Genomic DNA, 26,562 nt, shown 5'->3' with positions numbered 1-26,562 from the left:
CCACGGTATCCCTGGGGTGATCCGTTCCCACCTTCACGGGTGGGAACGAGATTAAACGCTCTGGCACCCTATTTACCCAACCCAACCAAAGGCCGCTATGTCCAGCCTCAAAGAAAAACTACCGCCCATTGGCACCCTTGGGCCCTTTATCGCCCTGCTGATTGCGTGCACCTTCTTCGCCAGCCAGAACGAACGTTTTCTGTCGGCCAACAATTTTTCGCTGATCCTGCAGCAGGTCATGGTGGTGGGTGTCATCGCTATCGGCCAGACCCTGATCATCCTGACCGCCGGTATCGACCTGTCTTGCGGCATGGTGATGGCTTTGGGCGGCATCGTCATGACCAAGCTGGCAGCTGACTTTGGCCTGCCCGCGCCTATCGCCATCCTCTGCGGCATTGGTGTGACCGCCTTGTTCGGCCTGCTCAATGGCCTGCTGGTGACCCGCATCAAGCTGCCCCCCTTCATCGTCACCCTGGGGACGCTGAACATTGCGTTCGCCATCACCCAGCTGTATTCCAACGCCCAGACCATGACCGATGTGCCGCCGCTGATGACGGTGCTGGGCAATACCTTCCAGATCGGTGGTACCTCCATCGCCTACGGTACCGTGCTGATGCTGATGCTGTACCTGGGCATATGGTTCTATCTGCGCGAAACCGCCGCCGGCCGCCATGTCTACGCCGTGGGCAACAACCCCGAAGCCACCCGTTTAACCGGTATCCCGACCGAACGCGTCTTGCTGGGCGTGTACGTACTGGCCGGCATCTTCTACGGCATCGCCTCGCTGCTGTCGGTCGCCCGCACCGGTGTGGGCGACCCGAACGCTGGCCAAACCGAAAACCTGGACGCCATCACCGCCGTGGTGCTGGGCGGCACCAGCCTGTTCGGCGGCCGCGGTGTGATTCTGGGCACGCTGGTCGGCGCCGTGATCGTGGGCGTGCTGCGCAACGGCCTGACACTGATGGGTGTGCAGTCGGTGTACCAGGTGCTGATCACCGGTATCTTGGTGATTCTGGCGGTCGCAATTGACCAGTTGTCGCGCAAAGGAGGCCGTTAATGTCTGTCGATCAAAAAATCGTGATGCGGGCCACCGGCCTGGTCAAACGCTACGGCCAGGTGACCGCCCTCGACGGTGCCGACCTGGAGCTGCGCCAAGGCGAAATTCTGGCCGTCATCGGCGACAACGGTGCCGGCAAGTCTTCACTGATCAAATGCCTGTCGGGCGCCACCATTCCCGACGAAGGCCAGATCCAGCTGGACGGCAAGACCATCCACTTCAAGAGCCCGATGGACGCGCGCCAGGCCGGCATTGAAACCGTGTACCAGGACCTGGCCGTGGCCGCGGCCATGTCGATCTCGGAGAACCTGTTCCTGGGCCGAGAAATCCGCCGCCAGGGCTTTGCCGGCAATGTGCTGCGCATGCTCGACAAGAAGAAGATGCTGGAAGAAAGCATCTCCCGCATGCGCGACCTGAAGGTCGGCATCCGCTCGATGACGCAGGCGGTCGAAACCCTGTCCGGCGGCCAGCGCCAGTGCGTTGCAGTGTCGCGGGCGGCGGCTTTTGCCCAGCACGTGGTCATCATGGACGAGCCCACCGCAGCACTGGGCGTGAAAGAAGGCAATATGGTGCTGGACCTGATCCGCCGGGTCCGCGACAAGGGCTTGTCGGTGATTCTGATCTCGCACAACATGCCGCATGTGTTCGAGATTGCCGACCGCATCCACGTCGCCCGCCTGGGCAAACGCGGCTGCGTGTTGAATCCGCAGAAGATCAGCATGGCCGACACCGTGGCCGTCATGACCGGCGCAATCCGGCCGGACGAGCTGCCCGCCGAGTCGCTGGCGCACTGAGGACACCCGCATGCTCAAAGGAATCGACCCCCTGCTGACGCCCGACCTGCTCAAGGTGCTGGCCGAGATGGGGCACGACGACGCCGTGCTGTTGGCCGATGCCAACTTCACGGCCATGCGGCTGGCCGCCGGCAAGCCGGTACTGCACCTGCCCGGCAGCAGCATGCTGCGGGCAGTACAAGCCGTGAGCTCGGTGTTGCCACTGGCCAGCGATGTGGAAAGCCCGGTCGCTTTCATGCAGGTATCCGGCACCACCCCGCCGTACCGCTCCGGCCTGCAACGCGAAGTACTGGATATGCTGCAGCCCAGCCTGTTACCAGGCCAGCAACCCGAATCCATCGAGCGTTTTGCTTTCTACGAAAGAGTGCAAAGCATTTACGCCATCGTGTTGACGGGTGAGCTGCAGCCCTTTGGCAACTTCATTCTGCGCAAAGGGGTGATCGGCGAAAATTTACGCCCATGACTCCCCCCAGCGCCCTCTCGTCCACCCCGCCTCTGCTGCGTCCGCGTGGCTCCAACCATGTGGGCATGCGCCAGTTCAACGAGCGGGTGGTGCTGCAGACCATTCGGCAGCACGGCAGCCTGCCCAAAGCCGAGCTGGCGCGCCTGACCAGCCTGACGGCGCAGACTATTGGCCTGATCACCACCCGGCTGGAAGAAGACGGCCTGCTGATCCGGCATTTACCGCTGCGCGGCCGCATCGGCCAGCCTTCGGTGCCGTTGGCGCTGAACCCGGACGGCGCTTTCTCCATCGGTATCAAGATCGGCCGGCGCAATACCGACTGGCTGCTGGTGGACTTCACCGGCCAGGTGCGCCAGCGCCTGACCCTGGCCTATGCGTTTCCCGATGCGCAAACCCTGCTGCCGGCCCTGTCCCAGCACCTGAACACCTTGCGCGACGCGCTCGGCCCGCTGGGCCCGCGCCTTGTCGGAATCGGGGTGGCCGCACCGTTCCAGATGGGGGGCTGGCACAAGATGCTGGGCCTGTCCGAAGCCCAATCCACCGACTGGAATGCCATCGACCTGGGCGCCGAGGTGCAGGCCATGACCGATCTGCCGGTGAACTTTGCCAAAGACGTGTCCGCCGCCTGCGTAGCCGAGCTGGTCTCGGGGCGTGGCCGGGATCTGAAGACTTTTCTCTATCTGTTCATCGATACCTTTGTCGGCGGCGGCCTGGTCATTAATTCGCACCTGCATGGCGGCCTGCACGGCAACGCCGGGGCGGTGGCCTCATTGCCCATGCACCTGCCGCACACGCCCGGCACGGCCCCCGAACAGTTGGTGGTGCATGCCTCGCTCTGGGAACTGGAGCAACGCTTGCTGGCCCAGGGCCTGGACCCCACCGCGGCCTACGACGACCGCGCCTTGCTCGCACCTTTCGCCACCGAAACCCATGCCTGGGTGGCCCAGGCCGCTTCGGCGCTGGCCCATTGCGTGCTCAGCGGCACGGCGTTTCTAGACCTGGAAGCGGTGGTGATTGACGGCTCCTTGTGCCGGCCTTTGCTGGAACTGCTGCTGGAGCGCACCCGGCTGGCTTTGGCCGATTACAACTGGGAAGGCCTGTGGCACACCACCCTGGTCGCCGGTAGCATAGGCTCGGACGCCAGGGCTCTGGGCGGCGCGCTGCTGCCACTGCACGCCAACTTCGCACCCGACCGGGACTTGTTCCTGAAAGCCTAGGCCAACAGATAGCCGCCCACGGCGCGTTCTTCCAGAAAGTCCAGAAACCGCCGTACCGCCGGCACCATGCCGCGACGCGACGGAAACACCGCGTGGAACACCCCCGGGCGCGGCGCCCAGCCCGGTAGCACCGGCACCAACTGGCCCAGGCGCAGCTCTTCGGTGCACATATAGGCGGGCAAAACGCTGATCCCCACCCCACCCAGCACCGCCAGCTTGAGGGTCAGCAAATCATCGGCCACGTAGCGCGGCTGGTGCTGCACGGTATGCACCTGGCCATCCGGCCCCAACAAATGCCACACGGCCCGCCCCTCGGTGGCCGACATGCTGACCGAGTCCAGCCGGGCCAGACCATCCACCGTAGCCGGCTGGCCCTGGCGCACCAGTTGCTGCGGGCTGGTGACCAGCAGCGAATGCGCCGGCCCAAAGCTCTTGACCACCAGGCTGCCGCTGTCCTCCAGTGTGAGGCGCACCCGCAAGGCCACATCTACGCCCTCTTCCACCAGATCAACCACCCGGTTGCTGACCCGCATATCAACCTTGACCAGCGGGTAGCGCGCCAGGAACAGCGGCATCACCTCGCCCAGCGTGGTTTGTGCCAGCGTCACCGGGCAGGCCACGCGGATGGTGCCACGCGGCTCGGTCTGTACCTGGGCCACGGCATCGGCTGCGGCATCGGCTTCGTCACGCATGGCCATGCAGTGGCGGTGGTAGATCTCGCCCACCTCGGTCAGCGACAGCTTGCGGGTGGTGCGCTGCAGCAGGCGCACACCCAGCCGGGCTTCCAGCTCGGCCACCCGGCGCGACAGGCGCGATTTCGGCAAGCCCAGCGCCCGGCCGGCTGCCGCAAAGCCACCGCGCTCCACCACCTCGGCAAAGTAGGCCATGTCATTGAGATCTTGCATCTACAGCTCCATCGTCCCACCAGTAGAACGATGCATCGCATTTTCACCCACTTATCAGACCATTGTGAAGCTGAAACAATCCATCCATCGCCTTCCAGGCTTCAACCCTCAAGACACTCCATGAAACTGCTTCACATCGACTCCAGCATCCTGGGCTCCAACTCCGTCACCCGCACCCTGACCGCCCAGATCACAGCGCAGTGGCAAGCCAGCCACCCCGGCACCACGGTCGAACAACTGGATCTGGCTGTGGCCACACCCAGCCATTTGTCGGCCGAGTCGCTGGGCTTTCGCCTGCCGGCCGCCGACGACAGCCTGACCCCCGTGCAGCGCGCGGAAAACGCGATTTCGGAACAACTGGTGCAGCAGTTTCTGGCCTCCGACGTGATCGTCATCGGCGCACCTCTGTACAACTTCACCATCCCGACCCAACTCAAGGCCTGGATTGACCGCATCTGCCAGGTGGGCCGCACCTTCAAGTACACCGAAAAAGGCCCTGTCGGCCTGGCCGGTGGCAAGACCGTGATCGTGGCCCTGGGCCGCGGCGGCGTGTACTCGGCCTCCGAAGGGGGCCGCGCCATGGAACACCAGGAAAGCTACCTCAGCGTGGTGTTCGGCTTCCTGGGCATCACCGATGTGCGCTTTGTGCGTGCCGAAGGCCTGGCCATGGGCCCCGATGCCAAAGCTGCTGCATTGGCTTCCGCCGAACGCGAAATCGAAGCCCTGGCAGCCTAAGCAGGCATTGCCCGCCAGCGGCGGGCATATTCCACAGCCACGGTATAGGTGTTTATCTGCACCTGTACCGTTTGTTCTATCTGCACGCCGTAGCCGCCCGCCATCGCAAAGGCCAGCGGCAGGCGGCGCTGCCAGGCCCAGTCGAAAACGCGGCGGTCGCGGGCTTGCAGGCCATCAAACGTCAGCTTGAGCCGGCCCAGCCGATCGCCCTCAAACGGGTCGGCGCCCGCCAGGTAGATCACCAGGCCGGGCTCGAAGCGCCGCTCCAGCTGGTCCAGCGCGGTCTCCAGCGCTTCCATATACGCATCGTCGCCACAGCCATCGGGTAGGTGCACATCCAGGTCGCTGACTTCCTTGCGAAACGGAAAGTTCTTTTCCCCATGCAGCGACAGGGTGAACACACTGGCGTCGCTTTGAAAAATCTGCGCCGTGCCATTGCCCTGGTGCACATCCAGATCGACGACCGCTACCTTCAGGGGCTTGCGGTGCGGGCCGTGGGCACGCCCCCACTCGGCCTGCGCGACGCGGGCTGCCACCGCCGCATCATTGAAGACGCAGAACCCACCGCCTTTGTCGGCCGTGGCGTGGTGCGTACCGCCCGCCATATTGGCCGCAATGCCCTGCCCGCCCATGGCCGCCCGTACAGCCGCCACTGTCGCCCCCGCAGAGCGGCGCGAACGCTCCACCATGGCATCGCTCCAGGGAAAGCCGATCTCGCGCATCGCCTGCGGCTGCAGCACCTGGATGCTGCCGTCGGCTATCTGCCGTATGTAGGCTGGATGGTGGGCCAGGGCCAGCTCGCCGTCGCTGGCGCGTGGCGCCTCCAGCATCTGCACCTGTGGCAACTCCTGCGCCACCCGGTCGCGCAGCATGCGGTACTTGGCCATGGGAAAACGGTGGCCCTGCGGCAGGGGCAAAACATAGTGGTCCGAATAAAAAGCGTGCACGGCGTATATGTCTCGGTAATGGATTAGCGGGTCGATAGAGTCGAATCCCTAATATGCTGCAGTGCAGCAAAAGCCTATTGCAAGCTGTGGTGGACGGCCTATAATTTAGTCCATGCTGCACTGCAACATAAACCGGCCCAGGCCAGTCACAGCGCAGATGTTGAATCCTTTTTTGTTTTTTTATTAACTGGAGATTTATATGCTGACTGCTGAACAAGTTCTGGCTTCCCACAAGGCTACCGTTGAAACCCTGTTTGGTCTGACGACCAAGGCTTTCGAAGGCGTTGAAAAGCTGGTGGAACTGAACCTGACCGCTTCCAAGGCTGCCCTGTCCGAAGTCGCTACCCATTCGCAAGCTGTTCTGAGCGTGAAAGACGCACAAGAACTGCTGGCTCTGCAAGCTGGGCTGCTGCAGCCACTGGCTGAAAAGACCGCTGCTTACAGCCGTCACCTGTATGACATCGCCCAAGGCACCAGCACCGAATTCGGCAAGGCCATCGAAGGCCAAACCGCTGAAGCCCAGAAGAAGATTGCCGGTCTGGTCGAGTCCGCTACCAAGAACGCACCTGCTGGCACCGAGTCCGCCGTGGCTGTTCTGAAGAGCACCGTGACCGCCGCCAACAACGCTTTTGAATCGGTTCAAAAGGCTGTGAAGCAAGCTTCCGACGCTGCTGAAGCCAACTTCAAGGCTGTTGCCGCATCTGCTGTGACCGCTGCTGGCAACACCGCCGCTGCTGCCACCAAGAAGCGTTAATTCCAAAGGTTGACCCTGGCTTTTTGCCTAGCCCGGATAGACAATGACCTTTTGAAACCCCGGTTTCGCCAGTTGTCTCCTCGGGTCCTTTCGACGCCATCAGGCTCAGGGATCCTTCAAGGCCCCATCTTCGGATGGGGCTTTTTTTCGTCTGTTGTCGCTACCGGCTCTTGGCCAGCAGCGCAGCCTGCAGCTGCGGCAGCAGCTGCAGCATCGCCGCACGCCCGGCCAGAATCGAGCGGCGCCGGGCCGCAAAATCAGCGCTCTTGATGCCGAGCAGCGACGGGCGCACCACCAGATCGGCGTCGCGCAGCTCGTAGGTATTGATGCTTTTGCCCATGATGGCAAAGGTCTGCAACAAGATCTGCAGCGTGTCGTTGGCCAGATTGCCCTCGGGCGCGCTGGAGATGTCGACCGCAATCACCAGCTCGGCGCCCATCTGGTGGGCAAACCGCACCGGCACCGGCGACACCAAGCCGCCATCCACGTACTCGTGCGTACCGATCTTGACCGGCTGGAACACTGCCGGCACCGCGCTGGACGCGCGCACCGCCGTACCGGTATCGCCGCGCTGAAACAGCACGGCCTCACCGCTGTTCAGGTCGGTGGCCACAATGCCCAGCGGCAGCGGCATGGCTTCGATAGGACGGTTCGCCACCTGGGCATTGACGTAGCGGGCCAGTGCATCGCCGCGCAACATGCCGCGGCTGAAGATCGGCAAAGTCCAGTCGGTGAACGCGGCCTCCTCCATGGTCTCGGCCACCAGCTGCATCTGCGCGCCGGTTTTGCCGCTGGCGTACAGCGACGCCACCAGGCTGCCCGCCGAGGTACCGACCACCAGGTCCGGCCGGATGCCGGCTTCTTCCAGTACCTGCAGTACGCCCACATGGGCAAAGCCACGGGCCGCGCCGCCGCCCAACGCCAGGCCGATGCGCGGCAGGCGCTTGGCGACTGGCGGATTGACTGCCGGCGGCAGGTTGACCTCGACCGGCGCCGTGGCACAGCCGGCCAGGAATACCGCCACGGTGAGCAGCCAACCGGCCCGGCCCAACCGGCGCGTCGCGGGGGATGGATTCAGAGAATTACACATTGCTTGGTTTGTCATTGCCGCTATTCTCGCCGGCCGCTACACCCCCATCTGGCCCGCAATCTGGCCGACAATCGCCACGCCATGCTGTCACGCCGCCACGCCCACACCTTGCTGCTCGCCGGACTGGCCGGCATCGCGACCGGCTGGTGGACGCAGGGCAGCCTGCCCGCCCACCAGAGGCTGGCACCCGCCACGCTGGCGGAGCCGCTGCAGACGGCCACCAGCAGCGCCGCCTTCACGGCCCGCGTCGGCCAGGTTGACTACCGCATCACCCCGCGCTACGACTACGAGCTGAGCGGCCTGGTGGTCAGCCGGCACGACTCCGCTGCCTGGTGGGACTGGATCCACGCGGCCAGCAACGACCACCTGAATGTGGTCGACCTGTGCGTGGTGTGGGGCGCGAATGCGGCGGCGGGCGCCTATGAGCGCATGGCGTTTTCCAGTGGCCAGTTCGTCTGCTACTTCAGCACCGACGACGATGCGACCTGGCGCCCCGACTATGTGCGTGCGCTGTCGAACAACCACCTCTTAACCGATTCGCCGCGCATCGCCCGCCAGCTGCGCGGCATGCAGGTGGGCGACCAGATCCGCCTGCGCGGCAGCCTGGTGGAATATGCCCACAACGCCGGCTTCGCATTCTTCCGAGGCACCTCGACCAGCCGCGACGACACCGGCAACGGCGCCTGCGAAACGATTTTTGTACGCGAAGCCAGCGTGCTGCAGGCCGCACCCGCCTGGCCGCGCTGGTTATCGCGCCTGGGCTGGGCCTTGCTGGTCGTTGGATTAATGCTGCTGTGGAAACAGCCCTACCGGGCACGCGGCTGATTACTATCAAAAAAATAGCTGCTAGCGCAGGTACTATCTGCGCTAGCAGGCTTTTTTGCATAAAAAAAGACCGGGCACCTTGCAGTGCACCGGTCTTGGGGCTGTCGCCGATCAGGGCTTAGTTCAGCACGATGGCTTTCTTGGCGGTCAGTATCTTCAGCAGCCGCGGCAAGAACAGCACCGACAGCACCACGATCAGCAGGGTCAGCGACATCGGGCGTTCCAGGAAGATGGTCCACTTGCCTTCGCCGATCGACAGCGCATTGCGCATCTGGGCTTCGGCCAACGGGCCGAGGATCATGCCGACCACCACCGGTGCGGTCGGGAAGTCGAAGCGCCGCATCACCACACCCAGCAGGCCGATGCCGTACAGCAGCACCAAGTCAAACGCGCTTTGGCGCATGCCATAGACACCGACAGTGGCAAAAATCAGGATGCCGGCGTACAGCTGGGGCTTGGGAATCTTCAGCAGCTTGACCCACAGGCCGACCATGGGCAGGTTCAGCACCAGCAGCATCACGTTGCCGATGTACAGCGAAGCGATCAGCGCCCAGACCAGGTTGGCATTGGTGTCGAACAGCTGCGGACCGGGCTGGATACCGTAGTTCTGGAACGCGCCAAGCAGAATCGCCGCGGTGTTCGAGGTGGGGATGCCCAGGGTCAGCAGCGGGATCAGCGTGGCGGTGATGGCCGCGTTGTTGGCAGCTTCGGGGCCGGCCACGCCTTCGATGGCGCCGGTGGTACCGAACTCTTCCTTGTTCTTGGAGATCTTCTTCTCGACTGCGTAGCTGAGGAAGGTCGGGATCTCGCTGCCGCCGGCCGGAATCGTGCCGAACGGGAAGCCGATGGCGGTGGCGCGCAGCCAGGCGGGCCAAGAGCGCTTCCACTCGCTCTTGGTCATGTGGACCTTGCTCATGGGATTCGCAGTCTCTACCGTGCGGCCCTCGTACATCACGTTGTACAAGGCTTCGCTGACGGCAAACAAGCCGACGGCAATCAACACCACTTCCAGGCCGTCCATCAGCTCCGAGACACCGCCGGTGTAGCGCGCCGAGCCGGTCAGCTGGTCCAGTCCGACCAGGCCCATGGCCAAGCCGATGAACAGCGAGGTCAGGCCGCGCACCGTGCTCTTGCCCAGCACCGCGCTCACCGTGGTGAAGGCCAGCAACATCAGCATGAAGTATTCGGGCGGGCCCAGGCGGATCGCATAGGTAGCCACCAGCGGCGCAAACAGCGTGACCAGCACGGTAGCGATGGTGCCAGCCACAAACGAGCCGATGGCGGCCGTCGCCAGGGCGGCGCCGGCTCGGCCGTTCTTGGCCATCTTGTTGCCTTCCATGGCGGTGACCATGGAGCCCGATTCACCCGGCGTGTTCAGCAGGATGGAGGTGGTGGAGCCACCGTACATCGCGCCGTAGTAAATGCCGGCAAAGAAGATCATCGAGGCCGTGGCCTCGACCTTCACGGTGATCGGCAGCAGCATCGCCACCGCAGTGGCCGGGCCGATACCGGGCAGCACGCCGATGGCCGTGCCCAGAGTGCAACCCACCAGCGCCCACAGCAGGTTCACCGGCGTACCCGCCGTGATGAAGCCCTGCAATAAATTGTTCCAAATATCCATTACAACCATCCCGTCTGCGTCAAGCCAGGCAAATTGATGGCCAGCAGTTGCGTAAACATCCAGTAGACCGGTGCGGCAATCGCAAAGCCCACCGCCGCATCCACCATCCAGGAGCGCAGGCTCATGTCGAGCCGGCCTTCGGCCGACTTAAAGCCGCGCACCGCCAGCACAAAGCACAGGGTGCAGCTCAAGATGAAGCCGATGGTGGTGATCAAGGCGGCGTTGAGCAAGATGCCCACCGACACCCATATGAAGGCGGGCCAGTCGGCCCGCTCCCCGCCGGACGGCTCTTCCATGAAACGGAAGCCGCCGGACTGCGACTCCCACACCAGCAGCGCGCCGAACAGCATCAGCGCCACCGCCACCACCCAGGGCAGGAAGTTGGGGCCAACGCCGGAGTAGCCCGCATCGGACTTGATGTCCAGGGCGCCCACAGCCATTGCCACACCCACGGCCACGGTGCCCAGACCGATCAGGGTCTGGGAGGTTTTCATAGACTGAGCCATCGCCTTACACCATGCCCGACTTGACCATGGTGGCGCGCAGGCTGGCGAAGTCGTCGTCGACGAACTTCTCGAACTCGGCGCCGGAGATCACGGCGGGCGTCCAGTTGTTCTTCTCGACTGCTTCGGCCCAGGCTTTGGACTTGGTGGCCTTGATGACCAACTCGGTCAGCGTCTTGCGCTGCTCGGGGGTGATGCCGCCCGCGCCATACACGCCGCGCCAGTTGCCGATTTCCACGTTGATGCCCTGCTCTTTCAGGGTCGGGATGTCGACGCCCTTCATACGGGTACCCGACGTGACGGCCAGCGCCTTCATCTTGCCGGTCTTGATGTATTCGGAGAACTCGCTCAGGCCGCTGCCGCCCACCGTGACGTTGCCGCCCAGGATGGCCGCAGTGGCTTCACCGCCCCCACGGAAGGCCACGTAGTTGATCTTGGAGGGGTCAACGCCGGCATCGCGGGCAATCATGGCCGCGGCAATGTGCTCGGTGGAGCCGCGCGAACCGCCGCCCCACTTGATGCTGCCGGGGTCTTTCTTCAGCTGCTCAACCACTTCCTTCATGTTCTTGAACTGCGAGTTGGCCGGCAGCACGAACACGTTGTACTCGGTGGTCAGGCGCGCCAGCGGCGTGGCCTGCGACAGGCTGACCGGCGGTTTGCCGGTGATGATGCCGCCCAGCATGACCGCGCCCATCACCATGATGGCGTTCGGGTCGCCCTTGCTGCCGTTGACGAACTGGGCCAGGCCCAAGGCACCGGCGGCGCCGCCCTTGTTGTCGAAGCTGACGGTGTCAACCACCTTGGCATCGGTCATGGCCTTGCCCAGGGCACGGCCGGTGGTGTCCCAGCCGCCGCCGGGGTTGGCCGGAATCATCATCTTGATATTGGTGCTGGCACGGGCTGCCATGGGCAGGGTTCCGGCAGCGGCCAACACGGCCAAGGACTTCAAAAAAGCATCACGACGCATAACTGTCTCCTGAGGAATGGACGAACCTGCCGATCATGCATCGCTTGCCTGTCAGTTCGCTGTCGGAATGTACTAGGGGAAATGCTAATGTCGGGGGTTATGAAACTGCTTCTTGTTGAAGACGATCCGGCCATGCAGACCACGCTGCAGCGGGCTCTGAGCCGGCGCGGCATCCGCGTGCAAGCCTGCGGCGATGGCCGGGTGGCGCTCGATCTGTGGCTGGGCAACCCACCCGATGTGGTGCTGCTCGACCTGACCCTGCCCGGCATGGACGGCCTGCAGGTACTGGCCGCCGCCCGCAAGGAAGGCCTGCGCACCCCGGTGCTGATACTCACCGCGCGTGGCACCGTGGGCGACCGGGTGCTGGGCCTGAACGCCGGCGCCGACGACTACCTGCCCAAGCCTTTCGACCTGGAAGAGCTCGAAGCCCGGCTCCGCGCCCTGGCCCGGCGCAGCGCCGACAGCAATGCCGACCTTGAAGACAAATCGGCCCCCAGCGCAATCACCGTCGGCAGCTTGCGCTATGAAAAAGAGAGTGGCGCGGTCTACCACCTGGACCAGGTGATGGAACTCAGCCCGCGTGAACTGGCGCTCTTACGGCCGCTGCTGGCCCAGCCCGGCCATGCGGTCACCAAGGAGCGCTTGTTCGAGCTGGTGTTCCCCGGCGCCCAGGAAGTGCAGTTCGAGGCGATTGAAGTCATCGCCTACCGGCTGCGCAAAAAGCTCAACCACACCGGCGTGCAGCTGATGACCCTGCGCGGACTCGGCTACCTGCTGAAAGCCAGTGCATGAACTGGCCCGCCCGCCCCGCCCGCTCGCTGCGCAGCACCTTGCTGCTGGGCATCTTGCTGCCGGTGCTGGCGGTGGTGGCCGTCAACTCGGTGAACCAGTACCGGCAGACCCTGGCCGCCATCAACATCGCCTACGACCGCACCCTGCTGGCCTCGGCCAAGTCGATTGGCGAACAGCTGGACGTGGACGGCTATGACGACAAATCGGTGCTGCGCTCAACCGTGCCCTACTCGGCACTGGAGGCCTTCGAGGCCGACAACAAGAGCAATATCTTCTACCGCGTCTCCAGCCTGGGCGGCGAGATGGTGTCCGGCTTTGCCGAGCTGCCGTTCTGGCACGGCACCATCCCCAACCGCACCACCTACTCGGCCCTGGTCGACTTCTACGACGATACCGTCGGCGTGGAGCCGGTGCGCGTGGCCGTGCTGCTGCAGCCCGTGGCCAGCGATACCGGCCGCGCCATGGCCGTGATCCAGGTGGCCGAAACCCTGGAGCTACGCCACACCCTGGCGCGGCAGATCCTGCTCGACACCCTGTGGCACCAGGCCGCGCTGATCGCCTTGATCGCACTGGTGGTGGTGCTGGTGGTGCAGCGCGCCACCCGGCCGGTGCGCAAGCTCAGCGACCTGCTGCAGACCCGGCCCGAGGGCGACCTGACCCACTTGAGCGCGCCCGACGCACCGCGCGAACTGCGCCCGCTGGTCGACGCCACCAACCAGGTGATGGACCGGCTGCAGCACCTGCTGGACCACCAGAAGCGCTTTGTGCGCGATGCCTCGCACCAGCTGCGCACCCCGCTGGCGGTGCTGAAGACCCAGGTCCAGTCGGCGCTGCGCAACGACGTAGAGCCGCGCCAGGCGCTGCTGGAAATCAACGCCACCGTCGACCGCGCCACCACCCTGGCCAACCAGATGCTGGCCCTGGCCAAGGTCGAGCAGCTACGGCAGCAGGCCAATGCCAGCGTGCGCGACTGGTCGGAGGTGGTGCGTGCGGTGGCACTCGACCTGTCGCCGCTACTGGCCGACAAGGACATCGACTTCGCCATCCACACCACACCCACCCCGGTGCTGGCCCACGACTGGATGCTGCGCGAGCTGGCGCGCAACCTGCTGCACAACGCCATCAAGCAAACCCCGGCAGGCAGCGTGCTGGAGGTACAGCTGGTGGCCGACGGCGCGCAGGCCAGCCTGTGCATTGCCGACAGCGGCCCGGGCATCAGCGCCGAGCTGGCCCAGCGCCTGTACCAGCCGTTTTCGGCCGGCGATGTGCACCACGGCTCGGGCATGGGCCTGGCCATCTGCCACGAGATCGTGCAAGCCCTGGGCGGCCAGATCGCGCTGGTGAACCGCGAGCTGCAGGGCCACCGCGTCGGGCTGAATGCCACGGTGCGCCTGCCGCTGGTTCAGAATACCTGACCATGGATAAACACCTCACCCAGCTTCAGGCGGAACGCACGCCTTCCAGAAACACCGCAGAACTGGCTTTGCCAGGCTGCAGGTGTTGCCCCCTGCAAGGGGGTTGGCGGAAAGTGCGCAGCACTGTAGCCTGGGGGTGAGCGTCATTACTATGGAAAAATTACGTATAGACAAGTGGCTGTGGGCGGCGCGCTTCTACAAGACCCGCAGCCTGGCCACCGAAGAGGTCAACAAGGGCCGGGTGCAGGTGGGCGGCCAGGACGTGAAGCCGGCACGCGAAATCAAGGCTGGCGACCACGTCACACTGCGCAGCGGCCCGGTGGTGCGCACCGTCGTGGTGGTCGGCATCAGCCAGGCCCGCGGCCCGGCGCCAGTAGCCCAGGCCCTGTACAGCGAAACCCCCGAGAGCCTGCAGGCCCGCACCGCCGCCGCCGAGCAGCGCCGGCTGGCCCCCGAGCCCGCCCACAGCCTGGACCACGGCCGCCCCACCAAGCGCCAGCGGCGCGACCTGGACCAGGTCGGCCAGGGCTGGGGCGACCGCTGGAGCGCTTCGGTAGACGACTAGCGCCGCCTCACTCCAGCCGAATCCCCTTCTGGCCGATCAGCCCGCGCATCAGGCCCATCTCCTCCTGCACCCGGCGTTGAAGCCCCGCCGGCGAGGTGCCCACCGCCTGCCAGCCCTGGTGGAACAGCTTGGCGCGGACCTCGGGGTCGCGGTAGATTTTGGCAACCTCGGTGGCCAGCCGGGCCTGCGCGGCCTTGGACAGGTTCGCCGGGCCGACCAAGGCGTTCCACACCTCGAGGTTGAAGTCGCGCACCCCGGCTTCGGCCAGCGACGGCACGTCGGGCACCAGCGCGCTGCGGCCGCCGGCCAGGCCGATGGCGCGCAGTTTGCCGGATTTGACCTGCGGCATGGCCAGACCAGGCGGCAGCAAGGCCATCTGGATCTGCCCGCCCAGCAGCGCCGTCACCGCCTGCGGATTGCCCTGGAACGGGATGTGCAGCGGCGCCATGCCCGGCACCTTGGCGGCCAACAGCTCCAGCCCCAGATGCGCGACCGTGCCGTTGCCGGGGGAGCCGTAGTTCCAGCTGGCGCCGCCCTGGCGCGCGGCCTCGAAGAACGCAGCCCCACCCGGCAGGCTGGCCGGCGCCACCAGCACCAAGGGCGCGGTGGTCAGCAGCGACAGATAGCAGAAGTCCTTGGCCGGGTCATAGGGCAGCTGCGGATAGAGCAGCTTGGCCGAGGTCAGGTTGCCGTTGATAACGACGCCCAGGGTGTGGTCATCCGTGGCCTTGGCCACGGCATCGGCGGCGATATTGCCGGAAGCGCCGGGTTTGTTCTCCACGATCACCGGCTGGCCCAGCACCTTGCCCAGCGCATCGGCCAGAGTACGGGCCGAAATATCGGGCGACGAGCCGCCGGCAAAGCCCACCAGGATGCGCACCGGCTTGGTCGGCCAGGCCGGCTCGGCCCAGGCGGGAGCGGCCAGTCCGGCCAAGGCCCACAAGGAAACCAGGGTTGCAGTACGTCGTTGCATGGGTATTTGCGCCATTTTTGAAAAGACTGGATTCTCGCCCGCCGAATAACCACAGCCCGGATGCCGGAACCCCGAACCCGCCAGCGCCCGCCCGCAGACAGCTGCTACGCTGGCACACCGTGGCAGCAAATAGCTATCACTTTAGTAGCTGCTTGCGCTGATTAAATAAGCGCTACGGCCGTTTTTTATATAAATTTTTATAAGCACCCTCGACCAGGCTTCAGACACCACGCACGCCCTTCCAGAAACACCGCAGAACTGGCTTTGCCAGGCTGCTGGTGTTGCCCCCTGCAAGGGGGTGGGGGATCAGTGCGCAGCACTGGAGCCTGGGGGTGAGCCTATTCCAGCATGATCCCTTTATCCGTTCTAGACCTCGCCCCCATCACCGAAGGCGGCACCGCAGCCGACTCGTTCCGCAACACCCTGGACCTGGCGCAGCACGCCGAACGCTGGGGCTACCAGCGCTACTGGCTGGCCGAGCACCATGGCATGCGCGGCATTGCCAGCGCGGCCACCGCCGTGGTCATAGGCCATGTGGCGGCCGGCACGCGGACGATCCGCGTAGGTGCGGGCGGCGTGATGCTGCCCAACCATTCGCCGATGGTGATTGCCGAACAGTTCGGCACGCTGGAATCGCTGTTCCCGGGCCGCATCGACCTGGGCCTGGGCCGCGCCCCCGGCTCCGACCAGGCCACGGCGCGTGCATTGCGGCGCGACCTGCAGTCGGACTCCGACCAGTTCCCGCAGGACGTGGTGGAGCTGCAGCATTACTTCGCGCCGGTGCAGCCCGGCCAGACCCTGCGCGCCGTGCCCGGCGCCGGGCTGGATGTGCCGCTGTGGATCTTGGGCTCCAGCACTTTTGGTGCCCAGCTGGCGGCCGAGTTAGGCCTGCCCTACGCGTTTGCCTCGCACTTCGCGCCGGCGCAGCTGCTGTCGGCCATCGCCATCTACCGCGCGCGCTTCAAGCCTTCGGCCCAGCTGGCCAAACCCTATGTGATGCTGGGCTTCAATGTGTTTGCGGCGGAGACGGATGCGGCCGGGCAGTTTCTGTTCAGCTCGCTGCAGCAGGCATTTGTGAACCTGCGCAGCGGCCGGCCGTCGATGCTGCAGCCGCCGGTGGACGGCTATGCGGAGCGCCTGCAGCCGCCCGAGCGGTCCATGATCGAGCAGGCCTTGTCGTGTGCAGCAGTCGGCTCGCCCGACACCGTGCGCCGGGCCCTGCAGACATTTCTGGACCAAACCGGAGCCGACGAGCTGATGCTGACCTCGCAGATCTACGACCACGCGGCCCGGCTGCGCTCCTACCAGATCACGGCGGAACTGCGCGCCGACCTGCAGCGCCGCTGATCAGGCCAGGGCTTCCAGCAAGCCGGGCGCGGTAGGCTCGGCATCGGTTCGGCGCAGGCAGTGCTTGCCCTCCTGCTTGCCCAGGTACATGGCAGCGTCGGCGCGTTTGATCAGGGTCAGCGCGTCGCTGCCGTCGTGTGGAGCCAGCGCGTAGCCTATGGTCATGCCGACCAGGCAGCGCTGCTCGCGCAGCTGGAACGGCTCGCGGAACGCATCCAGCAGTTCCTGGCCCAGCTCCTGCGCCTGCTCGTCGCGGAGCAGGCCACCGGCCATGACCACAAACTCGTCACCGCCCATCCGCGCCACCACGTCGTTATGCCGCATCAGCTGCTGCAGCCGATCGGCCACGGCGATCAGCAGCTCGTCACCCACATCATGGCCATGGCGGTCGTTGACAGGTTTAAAGCCGTCCAGGTCCAACACAAAGATGGCCACGAGGTTGTCGATGGTGCAGTGTGGCAGGGCCGCGGTCAGCGCGGCACTGAGGCCGCGCCGGTTCGGCAGGCCGGTCAGCGGATCGGTATGGGCCAGGGAGTGCATGGCGTCGCGCTCCTGGTTGGCCCGCTTGGCTGCGTGCTGCACCGCAGTGGAACGCAGGCTGAGCAAGCGCATCAGCAGCATGGTGTCGAGCAGCGTGGCCAACTGCACAGAATGCTGGGTCCAGCCATTCATCGGGATGCGGCCGAAGATCACGCCCGTCATGGTGGCGGCCGCCGAGAAGTACAGCAAGGCCCCGAGCAGGATGTAGATGCCCATCGAATCCCCCTGCCGCACCCGGCGGATCGCCCCCGGCAAGGCCAGCAAGGTGGGCGTCAAGCCCAGCACGCCGATGATGGCGCTGACGGCGCGGGTGGTCAGGCCATCGGCCGCAAATACCAGCGCTACCACCACGGTCAGCATCGCGCCGCCCTTCATCACGCGGCTGAAAAAGCGGTGGCTGTCCGGCCCCAGCAGCACATGCTCGAAGAACAGGAAGAAGCCGCAGCTGGACATCAGCGCGGCCAGCGGCGCCAGGTGCAGCTCCATCCAGTGGTTGCCAGGCCACAGGTACTGCGCACCAATGCCGAACTGCAGCAGCGAGAACAGCAGGCCTCCACCCACGATCAAGGCGTATTTCATGAACACCAGATCGCGCAAGCCCAGCCAGTGCGTCAGGCTGTAGGCCAGCAGGCACAGCGACAAGCCGATCATCAGCCCCTGCAGCATCTGTTCGCGCAGCGCCTGGACCAGAAACGCCGCTGGCGTGCTCAAGGTGATGGGCACCACCATGGCGCCGGTGGTTTCAATGCGCAGCAGCAGCGTATAGCTCTGGCCGGGCTGCAGCTGCACGATCATGCTGTGCGAACGCGAGGCGCGTGGATGCTCGGGGTCCATCTGCAGATTGCCCATCAGCGCCTGTTGTTCGATCTGGCCGCCACGCACCAGGTAGGCGTCGATGCGGTTCAGCACCGGGTAGTCGATGTCCAGCACCCGCTGCAGGCCGGCGCTGGCATCCACGCTGAACGGCACCCGCAGCCACACCGGCTCGGGCCGCAGGCCCAGGGTGGAATGGGCGCCGCGGGGCGGCTCAAACTGCGCGGCCTGCTGGAGTATTTGCGCAATGTCCAGCTGGCGGCCCGGGTCGGGCAGGATGCTGACGGACGGCCACAGATCGAGCTGCGGCGTGTCCTCGTGCACCACCAGGGGTGCGGCCAGTCCCAGCAGCGGCACGGCCACCAGCCAGCCCAGCGCCCAGCGGCCGAGCAGACGGGCCAGCCGGCGGAGCAGGAACATGGAGGCCAATCGCTGCATGGGAATCAGGCTGCGCGTGAGGACTTGCGCCAGCTGCCGCGCACGGTCATGCGGTCTTCCAGGCGGTTCATCCAGCGCGGCGCCTTGGGGTCGTCGCTCCATTGCTCCATCACGCCGCCGACCTGGTCGAGCAGGCGCTGCGGCAGCTTCAGCGGCCGGGTCTGGTCCATCAGCAGTTGGGCCATGAACTGGTAGCCGAGGATGCGGGTGATGAAGCGCGAGATCGAAAACCCGGGGACCACCCAGCGCACCACCGTGTCGATGCCGCGCACCAAGGCCATGCACAGCGTAAACGCCATGCGCGACAACCAGGCCACCGGCCCGGTCAGGCCCAGCGCCCGCATGGTCGCACCGCCGCACAGGTAGCCGGTGATCAGCACCGGGAACGGCTTCACCAGCCGCCAGGGAATCACCTGCTCCATCACATTCATCAAAGCCAGGGCCAGCGGCGGCCGCGGGTCGGGCGTGACCGGGTGGGCCTGGCCATCGGCCTGGAAGCGGGTGAACAAGGCCTCGGCCTGGGCCATGGTGTCGGCCATCAGGCTGCGCTCGATGCCGAGCACATGGCCGACCACGTTCCAGGCGTGCAGATAGGCTTCCTCGTCCGCAGCGGGCAAGGCCAGGCCGAGGCGGCGCAAGCTGCGTAAAAAAACATAGCCAAAGGTGAGCAAGGTATAGGCCAGTTCCTGCTGGTTGCAGGGCAGGCCGTCGTCGCGGGTGTTCCATCCACGCGCGAACAAGGCCTGGTACATGTCCTGGGAGCTGTCGGCCAGCGCGGGCACGGGGGCGGCATCGGCTTGCATGGCTTCGGTCGGGCTGCCGCGCAGGATCAGATGCCGCACCATCGCATGGATCAGGCGCACCTTGAGCACCTGGGCTACGCCGGCGCCGCTGGCATCGGTCAACCCACCGTGCAGCATCACCGGGAACACCATGGCCGCAGTGGCGCGGATCCGGTAGTCGGTGCGCTGCACCAGTTGGCCGGTGTCCTGCAGCACGGCCGCCAGGTCGGGCACCACATAGCATTCGGGCAGGCTGGAGCAGAACAGCAGCACGCAGGACAAGGCGCCAAAGTCCATGAACAGGACTTCGGCGCGCTGGATTTTTGCGGGCTCGGCCCAGTCGGGCAGCACCTGGGCGGCCTGCAGATAGCTTTGCAGGGCAGCGGAGATTTCGGGCGGGGTGTCGGGCGGCGCTTGCCAGCCCGGCAACTGGGCATTGCTCTGCCACTGGCCGATGAGCCGGTTCACCTGCGCGATGCGCAGCCACTGGTCGGCCTGGGCCAGGGTGCGTGCGCTGGCGCTGGCGGTGTCGGGTACCGAAGGCCATGGTCCCACGATGCCGGCAATCGTGGTGTCGGCCAAAGGATCGGCTTGGAAGGAAGGCTTGGCGGTATCAGGGTGCAAGTGCAGAGTCCTGTAAGGCGGTCGGGTAGCCCCGCATTCTAGGGGCTCCATACGACACTCCATACAAAGCCGGTACACAGCTATTGGCGCAAGGGCCTCAGCAGGTCCGACAAGCCGTTGTGGTCGATCTCGTGCATCAGCGCCAGCAGGCGACCGATGTCGCCAGGCGGAAAGCCTTCGCGCGCAAACCAGTTGAGGTAGTTGCCCGGCAGGTCGGCAATCAGGGTGCCCTGGTGCTTGCCGAAGGGCATTTGCACGGTGACCAGGCGTTGGAGTTGTTCGGAGTCCATGGGCGGCGACTTTACACTGGCACCATGCACCAAACCACCACCCCACTGGCCTGGGGCATCATCGGCTGCGGCGCCGTCACCGAACGCAAAAGCGGCCCGGCTTTCAACAAGGTTGCGGACTCGCGCCTGGTCGCGGTGATGCGCCGCAATGCCGCACTGGCCCAGTCCTATGCCGAGCGCCATGGCGTGCCGCGCTGGACGGCCGACGCCGACGCGCTGATCCACGACCCCGAGGTCAACGCCGTCTACATCGCCACCCCACCCGACAGCCACCACTTCTACGCACTGAAGGTCGCCGCCGCCGGCAAGATCTGCTGCGTGGAAAAGCCCATGGCGCCCAGCCACCGCGAATGCCTGGAGATGGTGGCCGCCTTCGAGGCTGTCGGCCTGCCCTTGTTCGTGTCTTACTACCGGCGCTCGCTGCCGCGCTTTGCGCAGGTCAAGCAGTGGTTGGACCAGGGCGCGATTGGCACGGTGCGGCATATCCACTGGGCATTCAGCCGCAAGCCGAATACGGCTGACCTGACCCAAACTGCCCACTGGCGTACCGATCCGAAAGTGGCCGGCGGCGGCTATTTTGACGACCTGGCCAGCCATGGCCTGGACCTGATGGGCCATCTGCTGGGCGACATCTGCCAGGCCAAGGGCATCGCCAGCAACCAGCAAGGCCTGTACGCCGCGGCAGATGCGGTCAGCGGCGTCTGGCAGTTTGCCAGCGGAGCAATGGGTTCGGGCTACTGGAACTTTGGCGCGGCCAGTGCGCTGGACGAGGTGCTGGTCCACGGCAGCCTGGGGCAAATCCGGTTTTCAGTCTTCGGCGAGCAGCCGGTGCAGCTGCAAACCCCGGATGGCACGCAGAGCCTGGAGATCGCGCACCCGGAAAACATCCAGTTGTTCCACATCGAGAACATGCAAAAGCATGTAAACGGACTCCTCACCCACCCATCGACGGGCCAGACCGCGCAGCGCGCGACCTGGGTGATGGAGCAAATCCTGGCGGGCTAACCGCCAGCGCGCTTGACCGTGTAGCCCTGCTTCTGCAGCAGCGCGATCACCGTGTCGCAATGGTCGCCCTGCACTTCGATCACGCCGTCTTTCACCGTGCCACCGCTGCCGCAGGCGGCTTTCAGCTGCTTGCCCAGCGCGGTCAAACCCGCCAGGTCCAGCGGTACGCCCTTCACCAGGGTTACGCCCTTGCCGGCCCGGCCCTTGGTTTCGCGCGACACGCGCACGATGCCGTCGGTCTTGGGCAGCGGCTTCTGGCCGCAGATGCAGTCCGCCACCGGCTTGCGGCAGACCGGGCACATGCGGCCGGTTTCGGTGGAATACACCAGGCCACCGCTGCTAGGTTTGCTTTTCATAGAAGTACTATCAAAAAAATAGCACCTAGCGCAGGTGGAATCTGCGCTAGGTGCCGATTTGGCTTAAACCCGCTTAGGCCAACGACTTTTTGTAGTTGGCCATGCCGTCGGTAATTTCCTTCTTGGCTGCGTCAATGCCTTCCCAGCCAATGACCTTGACCCACTTGCCCTTTTCCAGGTCTTTGTAGTGTTCGAAGAAGTGGCTGATGGCCTTCAGGCGCATCTGGTTCACGTCTTCGATTTTTTGCCAATGGGTGTAGATCGGCAGGATCTTGTCGGTAGGCACGGCCAGCACCTTGCCGTCCACGCCGGCTTCGTCTTCCATCATCAGGATGCCGATGGGGCGGCAGGTCACCACCACGCCGGGGAACAGCGGGTACGGGGTGATCACCAGCACGTCCACCGGGTCGCCGTCGCCGCTCAGGGTCTGCGGCACATAACCGTAGTTGGTTGGGTAATGCATGGCCGTGGTCATGAAGCGGTCAACAAAGATCGCGCCGGATTCTTTGTCCACTTCGTACTTGATCGGGTCGGCGTTCATCGGGATTTCGATCACGACGTTGAAGGCATCGGGGGCGTTCTTGCCTGGGGGTACGTTGTTCAGGGACATGGTTGTCTATGGAAGTTGAAGTTAAAAAGCTTGCTTGCTGGGCCGTGATTTTGCCTCAGCCCGGTGACGCCGGCCTGACGGCCGGGGTTGAAACGGAAAAGGCGACACGGCACTTGCATGCCGTGTCGCCTGTTACCAGGGCCTGGGCCCCGTCCCTATTACGGTGCCGTGCAGTACTGCGGCGTGTTGCTTGCCGGGATCGTCGGCAAGTTGGCCGTGTAGGTACCCACCGAACGCACCGTGATCACACAAGTGGCGCTGACATCGAACTCGAACAGGTTCCAGTAGTCGGTGCTGGCCGACTCGCCACTGGTTGGCGGTGTGATCAGCTGCAGGCTGCGACCGGGGATGTTGAGCTCGACACGGGCGCCGGACTGGGCAATCGGGCCGTCTCCATAGCCCGAGTAGTTGTGCACCGAGTACTTGTAGGTGCCGACCATCAGTTTGGTCAGGGTAACGACTTCAGGGCCGTAGCTGGTCGTGTCATCCACATCCAGATTGGCGAAAGGCTGTGCCAGCAAAAGGCCGTCGTTGCTGAAATACACATGCTCTCCGCTGGGAGTGACCAGGTGCGAGTCCAGATCGCTCGGCGATGCGCCCCAGGTCAGCTTCATGGTCACGCCGGCGCCAGTCGAGCCCAGCGTCAGGCAATCGGTCACGGTGATGTCCACCGCGCTGGGGGTGTTACGCACGGTATTCGTCAAACGCCCGGCAGACAGGCCCACGATGGTGGCGATGCTGCTGCGGCGGATCGGCAAGCTGAAGTTGCCATTGGCATCGGTATAGACCGAACTGGTGCCGGTGTAGTCGATACCGTCGCTGGTGACCAGCGCATTCGCCACCACCGCACCAGCCGCATTCTTCATGCAGCCGTGGTAGATGATGGTGTTGTAGACCTGGTCGGCATTCCAAACCGTGAAGTGGCTGACCGTACCCTCGTAGTAGGCGCTGGCGCCGGAACCCACCAAGGTGGCTGCCCCCTCCTGCTGCCACAGGCCCGTCGTGGTGTTGAAGTAAAACAGCGGAATGCTGGCCGGCACGCTGCTGCTGCGCGAGGACACCGGAATGCGGATGGTAGCCGTCTGGCCGCTCTTCAGGTTCAGCGCCACACCGGCGGAATCGGTCAGGGTCACGCTGATGGCGCCAAAGCTTTCAATCGGGTTGGTCCCGCCGCCGGCCGCTGCTGCGGTGAAGTCGCCGGGCATCAGGGTCGTGTCGACGGCGGGGTTGATGTCGGTCAGCCGCACGGTGATGTTGCCGGTCGGGATGCTGCCATCGGCGCGCTGCACGCCATTGGCTGGCAGTGTGACGCTGGCCGTGCTGCCCGGCACGGTAACCGAGCCGCCGGTAGCGACAGCTACATTGGTGCTGATGCCTACCGGGATCAAGCGGGCCTGGACATCGGTGGTGGTGTCGGCCACCACGTTCGCCACGCGCGCGCCTTCGGCATAGGCCGTGGACTCGAACACCACGGTCACGCGGCTCCCCGCCGTGACGCCGGACAAAGTGAAGCTGCCATCGGCCGCAGTGGTGGTGCTCAGCGAGCCCACGCGCACCGTCACACCAGCAATCCCCAGGCCGGTGCTTTCATCCAGCGCCTTGCCCGAGACTGCTGTCATCGACGTTGCCGGAGGCGGGGTACTGGCCGTACCGCCGCTACCGCCGCCGCATGCCAGCAAGCTGACCGCCGTGAGCAAACCCAGTCCCCACATGCGACAGGATCGCAGTGCATTTTTAGCCATAAGAAAAGTCCCTTGAAAGAAGCCATACGGCCCCCGGATGGACTCCATCCAGGGGGATCAATCTGCACCTACGCCGCGCTCCAGGGCGAGCCCTCGTAAAGCAATCTGGGGTGCGCTGCGGAATGTAGGGTGATCCCTTAGGCTTTACGTACGCTACACAAAGTGTTACCGCAGTTTCCGCCCGATTTATCCTTTATATTGAGGACGTTGGCCAATCGTCTCCGCCCTTTCAAATGTCGGATCCGCGAGGAAGCAACGCAGCGGGAGCCTCGCTAGCGTTGCGCTCCCATCTCGCGAAACAACGACTAAAAAGGAGACCTCCCTATGGCAAGCAACTCAGCGCTGATTCTGGCGCTCGTGTGTGGATTCATCGCGGTGGCTTACGGGTTCTGGGCCCGCAGCTGGATACTGTCCCAAGACGCAGGCAATGCGCGCATGCAGGAAATTGCCGGCGCCATCCAGACGGGCGCTGCCGCCTATCTGGCCCGCCAATACCGCACCATCGCCATCGTCGGCCTGGTACTGGCTATTCTGATTCTGTTTTTTCTGGACGCTCTGTCGGCCATCGGCTTCGTGATTGGCGCAGCCCTGTCGGGCGCCTGTGGCTTCATTGGCATGAATGTGTCGGTACGCGCCAATGTGCGCACCGCGCAAGCGGCCACCAAGGGCATAGGCCCGGCGCTCACCGTGGCGTTCCGCGGCGGTGCCATCACCGGCATGCTGGTGGTCGGCCTGGGCCTGCTGGGCGTGACGGGTTTCTACTGGTTTCTGGTGCCGGACGGCGCCCCCACCGCAGCCCGGTTGAACCCGCTGATCGGCTTTGCCTTTGGCTCGTCGCTGATCTCCATCTTCGCCCGCCTCGGCGGCGGCATCTTCACCAAGGGGGCCGACGTAGGCGCGGATCTGGTGGGCAAGGTCGAGGCCGGCATCCCGGAAGACGACCCGCGCAACCCGGCGGTGATCGCCGACAACGTGGGCGACAACGTGGGCGACTGCGCCGGCATGGCCGCCGACCTGTTCGAGACCTATGCGGTCACGCTGATCGCCACCATGGTGCTGGGCGCCTTGCTGGCCACCGGCGGCGGCGCCAGCACCGTGGTCTATCCGCTGGCGCTGGGTGCGGTGTCCATCGTGGCCTCCATCATCGGCTGCTTCTTCGTCGTCGCCTCACCCGGCATGAAGAACGTGATGCCGGCGCTGTACAAGGGCCTGGCAGTGGCCGGCGTGCTGTCGCTGATCGCCTTCTACTTCGTCACCCAGGCCCTGGTGCCCGACAACGCGCTGGGCGGCACGGGCGCAGCCATGAAGCTGTATGGCGCCTGCGCCGTCGGCCTGGTGCTGACCGCCGCGCTGGTGTGGATCACCGAGTACTACACCGGCACGCAGTACGCACCGGTGCAGCACATCGCCCAGGCATCGACCACCGGCCACGGCACCAACATCATTGCCGGCCTGGGTGTGTCCATGCGCTCCACCGCCTGGCCGGTGATCTTTGTCTGCATCGCCATCTGGACCGCCTTCCATCTGGCCGGCCTGTACGGCATTGCGATTGCCGCCACATCGATGCTGAGCATGGCCGGCATCGTGGTGGCCCTAGACGCCTACGGCCCGATCACCGACAACGCCGGCGGCATTGCCGAAATGGCCGAGATGCCCAAGAGCGTACGCGACGTGACCGACCCGCTGGATGCCGTGGGCAACACCACCAAGGCCGTCACCAAGGGCTATGCCATTGGCTCGGCCGGGTTGGCCGCACTGGTGCTGTTTGCCGACTACACGCACAAGCTTGATGCCTATGGCAGCAAGATCACCTTCGACCTGAGCAATCCGATGGTCATCATCGGCCTGTTCATCGGTGGGCTGATCCCCTACCTGTTCGGGGCGATGGCGATGGAGGCCGTGGGCCGCGCCGCCGGCAGCGTGGTGGTCGAAGTGCGCCGCCAGTTCCGCGAGATCAAGGGCATCATGGAAGGCACAGCCAAGCCCGAATACGGCAAGGCGGTCGACATGCTGACCACCGCGGCGATCAAGGAAATGATGATCCCGTCGCTGCTGCCCGTGGTGGTGCCGATCCTGGTCGGCCTGCTGCTGGGGCCTGCGGCCCTGGGTGGCCTGCTGATGGGCACCATCGTCACCGGCTTGTTCGTCGCCATCTCCATGTGCACCGGTGGCGGCGCCTGGGACAACGCCAAGAAATACATCGAAGACGGCCACCACGGCGGCAAGGGCAGCGAAACCCACAAGGCCGCCGTCACCGGCGACACCGTGGGCGACCCGTACAAGGACACGGCCGGCCCGGCGGTGAATCCGCTGATCAAGATCATCAACATCGTGGCCCTGCTGATCGTGCCGCTGGTGATGCGCATCCACGGCGGCTGATCGCCGTGGGTGG

General features: G+C 64.9%; 26 protein-coding genes. 13 read left to right on the top strand and 13 right to left on the bottom strand.

The annotated features are described in order from the left end of the window. The first annotated feature begins 97 nt into the window (after positions 1 to 97). The 4 genes from J2X19_RS12825 to J2X19_RS12810 are packed head-to-tail and all read left to right on the top strand — an operon-like array spanning position 98 to position 3,531. Positions 98 to 1,057, top strand: coding sequence for an ABC transporter permease (locus tag J2X19_RS12825; protein ID WP_116606198.1), 960 nt, complete (start codon positions 98 to 100; stop codon positions 1,055 to 1,057). Next, positions 1,057 to 1,851: an ATP-binding cassette domain-containing protein gene (locus tag J2X19_RS12820; protein WP_092755690.1), complete on the top strand. Its 795-nt coding sequence runs from the start codon at positions 1,057 to 1,059 to the stop codon at positions 1,849 to 1,851. The genes J2X19_RS12825 and J2X19_RS12820 overlap by 1 nt, the downstream gene beginning before the upstream one ends. Before the next feature lie 10 nt (positions 1,852 to 1,861). Then, a complete protein-coding gene (locus J2X19_RS12815; protein ID WP_310373609.1) occupies positions 1,862 to 2,314 on the top strand; it encodes an RbsD/FucU family protein in 453 nt (150 codons plus the stop codon). Next, positions 2,311 to 3,531, top strand: a complete 1,221-nt coding sequence (locus J2X19_RS12810; RefSeq protein WP_310373606.1) for an ROK family transcriptional regulator — start codon at positions 2,311 to 2,313, stop codon at positions 3,529 to 3,531. The genes J2X19_RS12815 and J2X19_RS12810 overlap by 4 nt, the downstream gene beginning before the upstream one ends. On the opposite strand, the gene J2X19_RS12805 is transcribed toward J2X19_RS12810, so the two are convergent. Beyond that, the gene (locus tag J2X19_RS12805) at positions 3,528 to 4,436 is read right to left on the bottom strand and encodes a LysR family transcriptional regulator (protein ID WP_310373605.1); all 909 of its coding nucleotides are present in this window, start codon (positions 4,434 to 4,436) and stop codon (positions 3,528 to 3,530) included. The two genes, J2X19_RS12810 and J2X19_RS12805, sit on opposite strands and share 4 nt — an antisense overlap. A gap of 120 nt (positions 4,437 to 4,556) precedes the next feature. Here J2X19_RS12805 and J2X19_RS12800 point away from each other — a divergent pair, with 120 nt between their 5' ends. Further along, positions 4,557 to 5,171 (top strand): FMN-dependent NADH-azoreductase, encoded by a 615-nt coding sequence (locus J2X19_RS12800; protein ID WP_310373603.1) that lies wholly within the window; start codon positions 4,557 to 4,559, stop codon positions 5,169 to 5,171. Here J2X19_RS12800 and J2X19_RS12795 read toward each other — a convergent pair. Further along, positions 5,168 to 6,118, bottom strand: a complete 951-nt coding sequence (locus tag J2X19_RS12795) for a histone deacetylase family protein (RefSeq protein ID WP_310373601.1) — start codon at positions 6,116 to 6,118, stop codon at positions 5,168 to 5,170. The two genes, J2X19_RS12800 and J2X19_RS12795, sit on opposite strands and share 4 nt — an antisense overlap. Positions 6,119 to 6,317: 199 nt before the next feature. On the opposite strand from J2X19_RS12795, the gene J2X19_RS12790 reads away from it, so the two are divergent. Next, positions 6,318 to 6,872, top strand: coding sequence for a phasin family protein (locus J2X19_RS12790; protein ID WP_116606193.1), 555 nt, complete (start codon positions 6,318 to 6,320; stop codon positions 6,870 to 6,872). A 160-nt stretch (positions 6,873 to 7,032) separates the two neighbouring features. Here the strand turns inward: J2X19_RS12790 and J2X19_RS12785 are convergent, their stop codons facing one another. Further along, entirely contained in the window at positions 7,033 to 7,962 is a 930-nt protein-coding gene (locus J2X19_RS12785) for a patatin-like phospholipase family protein (RefSeq protein ID WP_310373598.1), read from the bottom strand. 81 nt (positions 7,963 to 8,043) lie between these two features. Here J2X19_RS12785 and J2X19_RS12780 point away from each other — a divergent pair, with 81 nt between their 5' ends. After that, positions 8,044 to 8,787 (top strand): hypothetical protein, encoded by a 744-nt coding sequence (locus J2X19_RS12780; RefSeq protein ID WP_310373596.1) that lies wholly within the window; start codon positions 8,044 to 8,046, stop codon positions 8,785 to 8,787. Between the two features lie 118 nt (positions 8,788 to 8,905). Here the strand turns inward: J2X19_RS12780 and J2X19_RS12775 are convergent, their stop codons facing one another. The 3 genes from J2X19_RS12775 to J2X19_RS12765 are packed head-to-tail and all read right to left on the bottom strand — an operon-like array spanning position 8,906 to position 11,878. Further along, positions 8,906 to 10,408 carry a tripartite tricarboxylate transporter permease gene (locus J2X19_RS12775; RefSeq protein ID WP_310373594.1) on the bottom strand — a complete coding sequence of 501 codons (1,503 nt, stop codon included), beginning with the start codon at positions 10,406 to 10,408 and terminating at the stop codon, positions 8,906 to 8,908. Next, entirely contained in the window at positions 10,408 to 10,902 is a 495-nt protein-coding gene (locus J2X19_RS12770; protein ID WP_310373593.1) for a tripartite tricarboxylate transporter TctB family protein, read from the bottom strand. The genes J2X19_RS12775 and J2X19_RS12770 overlap by 1 nt, the downstream gene beginning before the upstream one ends. A gap of 16 nt (positions 10,903 to 10,918) precedes the next feature. After that, positions 10,919 to 11,878: a Bug family tripartite tricarboxylate transporter substrate binding protein gene (locus tag J2X19_RS12765; protein ID WP_116606188.1), complete on the bottom strand. Its 960-nt coding sequence runs from the start codon at positions 11,876 to 11,878 to the stop codon at positions 10,919 to 10,921. A 99-nt stretch (positions 11,879 to 11,977) separates the two neighbouring features. On the opposite strand from J2X19_RS12765, the gene J2X19_RS12760 reads away from it, so the two are divergent. The 3 genes from J2X19_RS12760 to J2X19_RS12750 all read left to right on the top strand — a co-directional run bounded on the left by J2X19_RS12760 (position 11,978) and on the right by J2X19_RS12750 (position 14,650). Further along, complete coding sequence (locus J2X19_RS12760) at positions 11,978 to 12,670, top strand: response regulator transcription factor (protein WP_116606187.1); 693 nt, start codon at positions 11,978 to 11,980, stop codon at positions 12,668 to 12,670. Then, positions 12,667 to 14,085, top strand: coding sequence for a sensor histidine kinase (locus J2X19_RS12755; protein ID WP_116606186.1), 1,419 nt, complete (start codon positions 12,667 to 12,669; stop codon positions 14,083 to 14,085). Before J2X19_RS12760 ends, J2X19_RS12755 begins: the two co-directional genes overlap by 4 nt. A 151-nt stretch (positions 14,086 to 14,236) precedes the next feature. Beyond that, the gene (locus J2X19_RS12750; protein ID WP_310373590.1) at positions 14,237 to 14,650 is read left to right on the top strand and encodes an RNA-binding S4 domain-containing protein; all 414 of its coding nucleotides are present in this window, start codon (positions 14,237 to 14,239) and stop codon (positions 14,648 to 14,650) included. A gap of 7 nt (positions 14,651 to 14,657) precedes the next feature. On the opposite strand, the gene J2X19_RS12745 is transcribed toward J2X19_RS12750, so the two are convergent. Next, positions 14,658 to 15,623: a Bug family tripartite tricarboxylate transporter substrate binding protein gene (locus tag J2X19_RS12745; protein WP_310373588.1), complete on the bottom strand. Its 966-nt coding sequence runs from the start codon at positions 15,621 to 15,623 to the stop codon at positions 14,658 to 14,660. A gap of 348 nt (positions 15,624 to 15,971) precedes the next feature. Between J2X19_RS12745 and J2X19_RS12740 the strand changes: the two genes are divergently transcribed. Then, a complete protein-coding gene (locus tag J2X19_RS12740; protein ID WP_310373586.1) occupies positions 15,972 to 16,970 on the top strand; it encodes an LLM class flavin-dependent oxidoreductase in 999 nt (332 codons plus the stop codon). On the opposite strand, the gene J2X19_RS12735 is transcribed toward J2X19_RS12740, so the two are convergent. From J2X19_RS12735 to J2X19_RS12725, 3 genes are all read right to left on the bottom strand, one after another. Further along, positions 16,971 to 18,761: a diguanylate cyclase domain-containing protein gene (locus J2X19_RS12735; protein WP_310373584.1), complete on the bottom strand. Its 1,791-nt coding sequence runs from the start codon at positions 18,759 to 18,761 to the stop codon at positions 16,971 to 16,973. A 5-nt stretch (positions 18,762 to 18,766) separates the two neighbouring features. Continuing rightward, on the bottom strand, positions 18,767 to 20,167 hold the full coding sequence (locus tag J2X19_RS12730; RefSeq protein WP_310373582.1) for an oxygenase MpaB family protein: 1,401 nt from the start codon (positions 20,165 to 20,167) through the stop codon (positions 18,767 to 18,769). Positions 20,168 to 20,247: 80 nt separating this feature from the next. Further along, complete coding sequence (locus J2X19_RS12725) at positions 20,248 to 20,457, bottom strand: DUF3820 family protein (protein ID WP_116606180.1); 210 nt, start codon at positions 20,455 to 20,457, stop codon at positions 20,248 to 20,250. 24 nt (positions 20,458 to 20,481) lie between these two features. On the opposite strand from J2X19_RS12725, the gene J2X19_RS12720 reads away from it, so the two are divergent. Then, positions 20,482 to 21,462 (top strand): Gfo/Idh/MocA family protein, encoded by a 981-nt coding sequence (locus J2X19_RS12720; RefSeq protein ID WP_310373579.1) that lies wholly within the window; start codon positions 20,482 to 20,484, stop codon positions 21,460 to 21,462. Here the strand turns inward: J2X19_RS12720 and J2X19_RS12715 are convergent. From J2X19_RS12715 to J2X19_RS12705, 3 genes are all read right to left on the bottom strand, one after another. Further along, the gene (locus tag J2X19_RS12715; RefSeq protein WP_310373577.1) at positions 21,459 to 21,818 is read right to left on the bottom strand and encodes a translation initiation factor Sui1; all 360 of its coding nucleotides are present in this window, start codon (positions 21,816 to 21,818) and stop codon (positions 21,459 to 21,461) included. The genes J2X19_RS12720 and J2X19_RS12715 overlap by 4 nt on opposite strands. 73 nt (positions 21,819 to 21,891) lie before the next feature. Continuing rightward, positions 21,892 to 22,428 (bottom strand): inorganic diphosphatase, encoded by a 537-nt coding sequence (ppa, locus tag J2X19_RS12710; RefSeq protein WP_116606177.1) that lies wholly within the window; start codon positions 22,426 to 22,428, stop codon positions 21,892 to 21,894. A 158-nt stretch (positions 22,429 to 22,586) separates the two neighbouring features. Continuing rightward, positions 22,587 to 24,170, bottom strand: coding sequence for a hypothetical protein (locus J2X19_RS12705; RefSeq protein WP_310373573.1), 1,584 nt, complete (start codon positions 24,168 to 24,170; stop codon positions 22,587 to 22,589). A gap of 324 nt (positions 24,171 to 24,494) precedes the next feature. Here J2X19_RS12705 and J2X19_RS12700 point away from each other — a divergent pair, with 324 nt between their 5' ends. Further along, positions 24,495 to 26,549 carry a sodium-translocating pyrophosphatase gene (locus tag J2X19_RS12700; RefSeq protein WP_116606175.1) on the top strand — a complete coding sequence of 685 codons (2,055 nt, stop codon included), beginning with the start codon at positions 24,495 to 24,497 and terminating at the stop codon, positions 26,547 to 26,549. The last annotated feature ends 13 nt before the right edge of the window (positions 26,550 to 26,562 follow it).

This window comes from Rhodoferax ferrireducens (genome assembly GCF_031458075.1).
Classification (GTDB): domain Bacteria; phylum Pseudomonadota; class Gammaproteobacteria; order Burkholderiales; family Burkholderiaceae_C; genus Rhodoferax_B; species Rhodoferax_B ferrireducens_A.
Note: the sequence above shows the minus strand (reverse complement) of the source record. Positions and strands in the feature narration are given on the sequence as shown.